7 protein-coding genes are annotated in these 8,994 nt (G+C 54.8%); 3 read left to right on the top strand and 4 right to left on the bottom strand.

Translation table 11 applies throughout. The features are described from left to right. Nucleotides 1-103 precede the first annotated feature (103 nt). Nucleotides 104-772, top strand: a complete 669-nt coding sequence (gene pnuC, locus I9W95_RS07655; RefSeq protein WP_225673509.1) for a nicotinamide riboside transporter PnuC — start codon at nt 104-106, stop codon at nt 770-772. Then, the gene (locus I9W95_RS07650) at nt 769-1,602 is read left to right on the top strand and encodes a choline kinase family protein (protein WP_225673507.1); all 834 of its coding nucleotides are present in this window, start codon (nt 769-771) and stop codon (nt 1,600-1,602) included. Before pnuC ends, I9W95_RS07650 begins: the two co-directional genes overlap by 4 nt. Here I9W95_RS07650 and I9W95_RS07645 read toward each other — a convergent pair. After that, entirely contained in the window at nt 1,596-2,537 is a 942-nt protein-coding gene (locus tag I9W95_RS07645; protein ID WP_225673505.1) for a homoserine kinase, read from the bottom strand. The genes I9W95_RS07650 and I9W95_RS07645 overlap by 7 nt on opposite strands. 12 nt (nt 2,538-2,549) lie before the next feature. Beyond that, nucleotides 2,550-2,834: a DUF2782 domain-containing protein gene (locus I9W95_RS07640; RefSeq protein WP_225673503.1), complete on the bottom strand. Its 285-nt coding sequence runs from the start codon at nt 2,832-2,834 to the stop codon at nt 2,550-2,552. An 80-nt stretch (nt 2,835-2,914) separates the two neighbouring features. Between I9W95_RS07640 and polA the strand changes: the two genes are divergently transcribed. Then, nucleotides 2,915-5,680, top strand: a complete 2,766-nt coding sequence (gene polA, locus I9W95_RS07635; protein ID WP_225673501.1) for a DNA polymerase I — start codon at nt 2,915-2,917, stop codon at nt 5,678-5,680. A 120-nt stretch (nt 5,681-5,800) separates the two neighbouring features. On the opposite strand, the gene I9W95_RS07630 is transcribed toward polA, so the two are convergent. Then, nucleotides 5,801-6,859, bottom strand: a complete 1,059-nt coding sequence (locus tag I9W95_RS07630; protein ID WP_225673499.1) for an SMP-30/gluconolactonase/LRE family protein — start codon at nt 6,857-6,859, stop codon at nt 5,801-5,803. 103 nt (nt 6,860-6,962) lie between these two features. Continuing rightward, complete coding sequence (locus I9W95_RS07625; protein WP_225673496.1) at nt 6,963-8,825, bottom strand: sensor domain-containing diguanylate cyclase; 1,863 nt, start codon at nt 8,823-8,825, stop codon at nt 6,963-6,965. Nucleotides 8,826-8,994 lie beyond the last annotated feature (169 nt).

Raw genomic sequence — 8,994 nt, 5'->3', positions numbered from 1 at the left:
TCAGGCTTCCGACATCCGACATCCGACATCCGACATCCGACATCCGACATCCGACGTCCGACGTCCGACGTCCGACGTCCGACTTTAAATTAAGGACCCCAACATGACCGATATCTGGAACAGTATTGAACAGGCGGCTCAGGCCATGAGTATCTGGGAAGTCGTTGCTGTGGCGCTGGGTATCGCCTACCTGCTGCTGGCCATGAAACAAAGCCTGTGGTGCTGGTATGCCGCTTTTGGCAGCACGGCAATTTTCGTCTGGCTGTTCTGGGATGTCAGTCTGGTGATGGAGTCGGCCCTCAACGTGTATTACCTGGCGATGGCGGTCTATGGCTGGTGGTTGTGGCGCTCAGGGGCTCAGCAGCAGGAACTGCCGATTCAGTCCTGGGGGGCGAAACAGCATCTGCTGGCCATCGGTGCGGTTATTCTGATCAGCTTAACCAGCGGCTATCTGCTGGCAGAGAATACCTCGGCGGCGCTGCCGTATCTGGATTCCTTCACCACCTGGGGCGCAGTGCTGACTACCTGGATGGTGGCGAAAAAGGTGCTGGAAAACTGGCTCTACTGGATTGTGATTGATGGCGTTGCCATCTTTCTCTACATCGACCGCGAGCTGTATTTAACAGCACTGCTGATGGCAGTGTATGTGGTGTTGGTGGTCATTGGCTGGTTGCAGTGGCTGCCGCTGTACAAAGCTCAGCAGTCCGCTGAATCACAATCAGCAACGCTGGAAACACCAGCTGCCTGGCAGGTCGGAGAAAAATTGCCATGATCAGTGAGATGCTTGCTCAATGGACGAGCTGGAACCTGGGCAACCGGGAACCGAGGCTGGAAAACCTCAAACCGCTGCCCGGCGGACTCACTAACCGTTGTTTTCTGATGCCACTGGAGCGAGGGTTATATGTCCTGCGCATTCACGGTCAGAACAGCCAGGCGCTGGATATCGACCGCGAGGCCGAATACCGCATTCAGCGTCTGGTCTCGGCGGCGGGGCTGGCGCCGGAAGTGCGTTATCGCAGCCAGGATGGACACTACTGGATTCGCGACTATGCCCCGGGTAAAACGCTCACCAGCCAGGATCTGTCGCTGCCTTTGCTGAAAGCCATGGCCAGCCATCTGGCCAGTCTGCATGCGTTGCCACTGCCGGATGATGTGCCGCTACTAAGCGTGGCTGACAAAGCCAGTCACTACTGGAACATGATTGCCGCGCAGCCGGACATGGTCGCGGTATGCGAACTGCGAGCGGAGCTGCAGAGTGCCTTTGCCCGGGCGCCCGATAATCGTCGCTGCCTGTGTCATATGGACCCGCTGCCAGCGAACTGGATTCAGGCAGACGATGGCAGCCTGACACTGCTCGACTGGGAGTATGCCGCTATTGGCCATCCACTGTGGGATCTGGCGGCGTTGCTGAGCCATGCTCGCCTGAGTGAGGACGAAGAACGTCAGGTACTGCATGCTTATGGCAGTCGTAATCTGCAGGGCTGGGATATGGCGCGCGAGCAAATGAACTACCTGTCGGCACTCTGGTATGGCGCTCAGGGCATCTGGTCGGCACGGGAACTTGAAGCTTGCTTGCGGGGCTTACTGGCGCTTAGTTACTGAGCGGCCCGGCGCATAAGCAGCTTGTGCTTAAACTCATCCGGGTCTTTGTGCAGCGTCATTTCGGCTGCACGCAGACGCTGGATGCGTACCGTCAGCAGGCGGCTGAGCCAGAAGCGCAGCGCGGCACCGCGCAGTACCAGTGGCCAGCAGTCTTTTTCTTCTGCGGTTAACGGACGCACGCTTTCATATCCAGCCAGCAGCGCTTCTACTGCGCCTTCTTTCCAGTCGCCGTTTACCGTGCAACACCAGTCGTTGGCGATAATCGCCAGGTCGTACAACAGTGCACCGTCGCAGGCGTTATATAGATCGAGGATGGCCCCCAGCTGTTGTTCGCCGCTGAACAGGACGTTGTCGTGGAACAGGTCGCCATGAATCCAGCCGTGGGGCAGCATGATCCAGGCCTCATGGTGCTGGCGCTGGTGTTCCAGTTCGTCATTCAGTAATGCCTGATCGTCGGCACTCAGATCGGACGACAGTTCCGGACTGATACTGATCCACCAGTCATAACCACGGTCGTTCACCCGGCGTGGGTTCAGGTCGGCGGCAGCAACGTGCATACGCGCCAGTGCTTCGCCAATCGCTTGGCAATGGCCCGGCTGCGGATTTGCCACATGACTGCCGGGCAGGCGCTGGCACAGAATCGCGGGGCGGTTGCACAGGTCGTGCAGCCAGACGTTGTTGCGATTGCTGATCGGTGCTGGCACCGCCAGACCCTTGTCGCCCAGGTGGCGCGCCAGCTGCACAAACTCACGCACTTCATCGCCATGATGATGTTCAAACAGGGTCAGAACAAACTCGCCGTCTGTGGTGGTGACGAAGTAGTTGGTGTTTTCGATGCCGGCTTCGATGCCGCGGAAGGACACCAGTGCCCCCAGGTCGTATCCTGCGAGCAGTGAATTGATATCCGATTCAGAAAGGGGGGTGTAAACCGACATAACAACAACGACTTACCAGCGGAAGATCACCCACTCCGGCGGGGTAATTTTCGGATTGTCCTGAGGAATAAAACGACCGGCTTCCTGATCGGAAGGTACCAGATAGTAAACCGGGCCTTTTTTCGGCACGACTTTGATTTCCTGAACCTTGCCGTTGACGCGGAATTCGTAGAAGGTTTTGTCGTCTTCGTTGCGGATGGTGACGCTTTCACCCGGTGGTTCGGCACTGGCCAGAGCGGATACCAGCAGCAGAGCGGGTAAGGCAAACATGCGGATCAGTCGTTGCTGTGGCTTCATGGTAAACTGCACCTCAGTCCATTTTAGTTATTGCGGTATTGTACGCCGGCCAATGCCGAAACCCCAGGGATTTACCTTTTATGACCAAGCCAGTCGTTCTCGTCGATGGGTCTTCGTACCTGTTTCGTGCCTTCCATGCCATTCCGTTGCTGACCAACTCCAAAGGTGTGCATACCAACGCAGTGAAAGGCGTGATCAGTATGATCCGCAAATTGCAGAAAGATTTCGCTGACTCGCAGCTGGTGGTCATATTTGATGCCAAGGGTAAAACCTTCCGCAGTGACATCTACGCTGACTACAAAGCCCATCGTCCGCCCATGCCGGAAGAACTGCGCGAGCAGATTGAACCGATACATAACATCATCCGCGCGATGGGCTTGCCACTGTTAATCATCGAAGGTGTCGAAGCCGACGACGTGATCGGCACGCTGGCGGCACAGGCGGTGGAGCACAATCAGCAGGTGGTGGTATCGACCGGCGATAAGGACATGGCGCAGCTGGTGAACAGCCATGTATCGCTGATTAATACCATGACCGACACCACCATGGACGAAGCCGGTGTGCTGGAAAAATTCGGCGTGAAGCCAGAGCACATCATCGATTACCTGGCACTGATGGGCGATAAGGTCGATAACATTCCGGGCGTGCCGAAAGTCGGCGAAAAAACAGCGGTTGGCCTGGTTGCCGGGCTGGGCTCACTGGAAGATATCTACGCCAACCTGGATAAAGTCAAAGACCTGGAGTTTCGTGGTGCTAAGACCATGGCGGCACGTCTGGAAGAACATAAAGAGCAGGCCTTTCTGTCGAAAGAGCTGGCGACCATCAAATGCGATGTCGATCTCGAGTTTGCCCTGACCGAACTGAAAAGCAGTGAAGCCGATAACGGTGCCCTGCTGCAGTATTTCCGTGATATGGAATTCAAAGCCTGGATTGCGGAACTGAGCAGTGATGCCCCGGCATTCGAGTTAACCGCTTCTGCCGGCCCGGCCAATGATGCCAGTGTGGTGGTGGATTTACCGGCGGCGTTCGAAGGTGAAGCTGAATACGACATCGTTTTCAGCCAAAGCGTGCTCGATGCCTGGCTGGAAAAGCTGAAAGCGGCCGAGCTGTTTGCCTTTGATACCGAAACCACATCGCTGAACTACAAAGAGGCGCGTATTGTTGGTTTGTCATTCGCGCTGGAAGCGGGTAAGGCGGCCTATGTGCCGTTAGCTCACGACTACGAAGGTGCTCCGCAACAGCTCGACCGTGACGCGGTGCTGGCACAGATGAAACCCTTACTGGAAAGCAGTGAACATAAAAAAGTCGGCCAGCATATGAAATACGATATGCACGTGCTGGCTAACCACGGCATTCACATGCAGGGTGTGCAGTTTGACACCATGCTTGAATCCTATGTGCTCGATTCCGTCGCAACCCGCCACGATATGGACAGTCTGGCGCTGAAGTACCTTGGTCATAAAACGGTGTCGTTCGAAGACATCGCTGGTAAAGGTGCCAAGCAGCTCACCTTCAATAAAATTGATATTGAAAAAGCCGGCCCTTATGCCGCGGAAGATGCCGATATTACCCTGCGTTTGCATCAGCGTCTGTGGCCGGAGCTGGAAGCGGTACCGTCACTGAAAACCGTATTTGAAGAAATTGAAATGCCGGTCATGCCGGTGCTGTTTGCCATGGAAGAAAACGGCGCCCTGATTGATGCTGATCGACTGCTGGAGCAGAGTGCCCAGATTGAACAGCGTCTGCAGCAGCTGGAGCAGGATGCGCACAATGCCGCCGGTCAGGTGTTCAACCTCGGCTCACCAAAACAGCTGGGTGAAATTCTGTTTAATAAACTCGAATTACCGGTGAAAAAGAAAACCCCATCCGGTGCACCATCCACTGCGGAAGAAGTGCTGGTGGAACTGGCGGATGATGGTTTCGATCTGCCCAAAATCATTCTTGAAAATCGTGGTCTGGCCAAACTGAAAAGCACCTACACCGATAAATTGCCGGTGATGATCTGTGCAGAAACCGGCCGAGTGCATACTTCCTATCATCAGGCGGTGGCGGCCACGGGTCGTCTGTCGTCCACCGATCCTAACCTGCAGAACATTCCGGTGCGCTCGGAAGAAGGCCGCAAGATTCGTCAGGCATTTATTGCTGGTGAAGGCTATAAGCTGGTGGCGGCTGACTACAGCCAGATTGAGTTACGCATTATGGCGCACTTGTCGGGCGACGAAGGTTTGCTGAAAGCATTTGCCGAAGGCCGTGACGTGCACCGCGCCACTGCGGCGGAAGTGTTTTCCGTCAGTGAAGATGACGTCACTGATAACCAGCGTCGTGCCGCCAAGGCGATTAACTTCGGTCTGATTTACGGTATGTCGGCGTTTGGTCTGGCAAAACAGCTGGGTGTTGGTCGCGGCGAAGCACAGGAATATGTAAATCTGTATTTCCAGCGTTACCCGGGCGTGCGTGAATACATGGATAACACGCGCGAACAGGCGAAAGAAAAAGGCTATGTTGAAACCATTTTCGGTCGCCGTTTATACCTGCCGGAAATCCGCGCCAAAAATGCTCCGCGTCGTCAGCACGCAGAACGCACCGCGATCAACGCACCGATGCAGGGAACTGCTGCGGATATTATTAAACGCGCCATGATTCGCGTGAATCAGTGGTTGCCGGGCAGCGGCTTCGATGCGCGTATGCTGATGCAGGTGCACGATGAATTAATTCTGGAAGTGAAAGCCGAGCAGGCGGAAGCCTTTGCCGTGCAACTGAAAGCGCAGATGGAAGCAGCGGCAGAAATTAAAGTGCCGCTGGTGGTGGATGCCGGCATTGGTGATAACTGGGAGCAGGCGCACTGAGCGTCGCAGCCATGGGCAGCTCCTACGGCATGATGTCTGTGCCGTTATGCGTAGGAGCGGGCATGATGTCTGTACTGCTATCCGTAGGAGCGGGCCATGCCCGCGACATTCAGTAAGAAATTAAAACGCGATTTTGCCAATCCGATCCATATGCAGGGTGCCGAGGTATAAACCATCGGCTTCCGCTTGCACCGACGTCACTTCGCCGATGGCAACGGCTGCCTGATCATGCAGGCTCTGCAGGATTTCGCCGTCGGCATTAATCTGCACAATTAATCCATATGGCTTGGGCACCGGCGCTAAGGCTTTGGGCAGTTTCGCCAGCAGGTTTTTCAGCCATGGTTTGTCATGCACCTGATCCACCAGTTTCGGGCGCAGACCGTACATAGCCACCCAGTAGGTACCGTTGTCGGCACGGGCGATGCCATCGGGCATGGCTGGCAATGCATCCAGCAGAATCTCTTTCTTGCCCGCTTTGTCACCTGTCAGCCAGACCTTGCTGATGCGGTAGGTGAAGGTTTCATTAATCAGCACATAACTCTGATCCGCAGCCACAGCAACACCATTGGCAAAAGCAAAGCCATCGGCCAGCAGGTTGAGTGTTTTGCTGTCTGGGCGGTAGGCGAACAGGCGACCGGATGGACGGCCGTCGAGTACATCCAGCACGATGTCTTTTAACGCATAGCGGTTACTGGCGTCGGAAAAATAAATGGTACCGTCGGCACCAATATCCACATCATCCACTACGCCCAGTTTTTGCCCCTGATACTGATCGGCCAGCAGGGTAATTTCCGCTTTCGGATTCATACTCAGCAGGCCTTTCACCGCATCGGCAATAATCAGATTCTGCTGCTGATCAAAGTGCAGTCCGAGAGGGCGGCCACCTGTGTTTACCAGTGTTTCCCAGCCGCTGTAAGGGCATTTACGCAGAATGTTACCCTGCTCCGTGCCGGTATAAAGACAACCGAGCGTATCGCGTGCAACATCTTCACCGCCGCGCTCACCTGCAGGCAGAGAAAACAGTTTGGTAGATTGCAACGCATCGTTTTGTGCCAGAGCACCAGCAAAGGGTAGTGGGCGAGAAGGTGTTACGGCAATTGAATCAATGGGCGATGGCCAGCTGATGGCGACAATAACCATCACGCAGACAACAATCAGCAAACGGCGGAAAAGTTTCATTTATTACGTCCTGTCAGACTTTTATTTTGCCTCCAGTCTAACGGCTTAATTGACGAGGTACAGGGGCGAAAGTGAAACAGCTGCGCAGAAAAAGCAGAACAGTTCAGTTGTCTGTGGAAGTAAAACCGACCACACGGTTGCGACCGGCATCCTTAGCCTGATACAGCGCCTGATCGGCCTGGGCCGTCACCAGCTCGGAGGTGGTTTCCTTGTCTGACACAATGGCTGTTACACCGAAACTCATGGTTACCGACAGAGTTTTTCCTCGTACGCTCAGTGATTTATGCGCCACGCTGTGACAGATGCTTTGTGCACGGCGAATGGCTTCTTCCTCGTTCAGCCCGGGCATGATGATGGCAAACTCTTCGCCACCATAGCGCGCCACACAGTCGGTTTCACTGCGGATATTCGTTTGTAATTCTTCTGCCACAATGCGCAGGCATTCATCCCCGGCAAGGTGTCCCCACTGATCATTAAACTGCTTGAAATGATCAATGTCGGCCAGCACCAGTGCCAGCGGTTGGCCATTGTTGTAGGAGCGGATAATTTCCTTGTACAGCACTTCGTCGAAGTAGCGGCGGTTGTAGAGGCCAGTCAGTACATCGGTGATGCTCAGACGCTGGAGTTCGTCGTTAGTGCGGCGCAGACGGCCAGTCAGTTTTTCCAGTTCCTCGGTGCGTTGTTGTACCCGTTCCTCAAGCTCTCGGTTACTTTGCTCGCGCAGGCTGAGCAGTGCCTGTTGTGCGCGCGAGCGTAAGTTGCGCTCTCGGTTGATGCGCTGTGCCAGCGCAATCGATATCAGGACTGTTTCCATGAGGATGCCGACACTCTGAATATGCTGAGTGATAAAGTTCTGCGGCAGTAATCCAAGCAGCATCACCAGCAGAATTATGGTACTGCTGATCAGGAAGGCCCAGGCGATTGAAAAGGTGATAGCGATGCGGTCACCCCGTACGGCCAGCGACACAGTGATGTACAGGGCAACCATGCTGGTGATCAGCGCCGCAGTATTGGTCATGGTTGCCGGGAAGGAGTGCGACAGCAAATTAATCAGCAGCTCAATACCCCAGTAAACCGAGGCCAGAATGCCGAAGCCATACATCCAGCGCGCGCGTTTTTTCAGCTGCAGAAAGCTGACAAAAAATAAGGCGGCGGTAAAGAATGCGCTGGCGGCAAACAAGGGGTAAGAGTGCAGCGTCAGCCAGGTGTTGCCGTCCCACAGGTTGTGTTTACCGATGCCGGTGGCGGAAAGTAGGAACAGTACGGTACTTGCCAGATACAGGCAGTAGAGCAGGTAGTTGCCATCGCGGGTGAAAATCCACAGGAACAGGTTGTACAGCAACATGACCAGCATGGCGCCAAACAGCAAACCGTACAGGTAGTAATAGTTCAGCTCGTAACGACCGTAGCTTTCCTCTTCCCATATGTAAAAAGGCAGCATTAGCAGGTGCTTGGTTTCGACGCGGATGAAAATTTCATTCACTGCCTGGGGGTGCAGGTTGAACGGCAACAGAAAGTTTGCGGCGGAGCGATACAGGGTTGTCTGATCAACGTCGAGGCCGTTATCCACACGATAAAGCTCACCATCCGGCCACGTCTGAAACAGACTGATGCGGTTGAGATTCACCCACTGAATTTCCAGCAAACGCGGTAACAGCTGAGCCGATTGGTTACTGATACGCAGCCGCACCCACACCGCCTGTTCTGATACCGGCGGCTCCAGCAGTAAACTCTGGCTGGCCTGCCAGGGGTGCTCGTTGCTGTGACGCAGAAACTCGGCAGGGTCGGTACCGGCTGGTTCAAGCAGGTATTCCAGCTGCGATGGGGCGATGCGGATGAAGTCTTCATTGCCGACAACGGGAATAACTGGCTGGGCACAGGCAAGCCCTGCCATCATCGACAGTATCAGTAGCATGGTCCGTAGCATCAATGGTGTGCTCGCTCCGGGCCGGATAGCAGCCTGCATCAGTGCCCCTTTTCTCAGTTCCTCTATTCAGTCTATAAGCAATCGGAAATATTGCCTTGATTCAGTCAATAAAAATGGCGCAGGTGCGCACTAGTGTCCCACAGTTTTAAAGATATCGGTTTTCTATAAACGACTTTTAAATCCGCAATGCCTGCTGCCTCCCAGGGGA

It is taken from the genome of Thalassolituus marinus (assembly GCF_020320395.1).
Lineage (GTDB): Bacteria > Pseudomonadota > Gammaproteobacteria > Pseudomonadales > Oceanobacteraceae > Venatoribacter > Venatoribacter marinus.
This window is presented reverse-complemented; position numbering and strand designations above follow the sequence as displayed.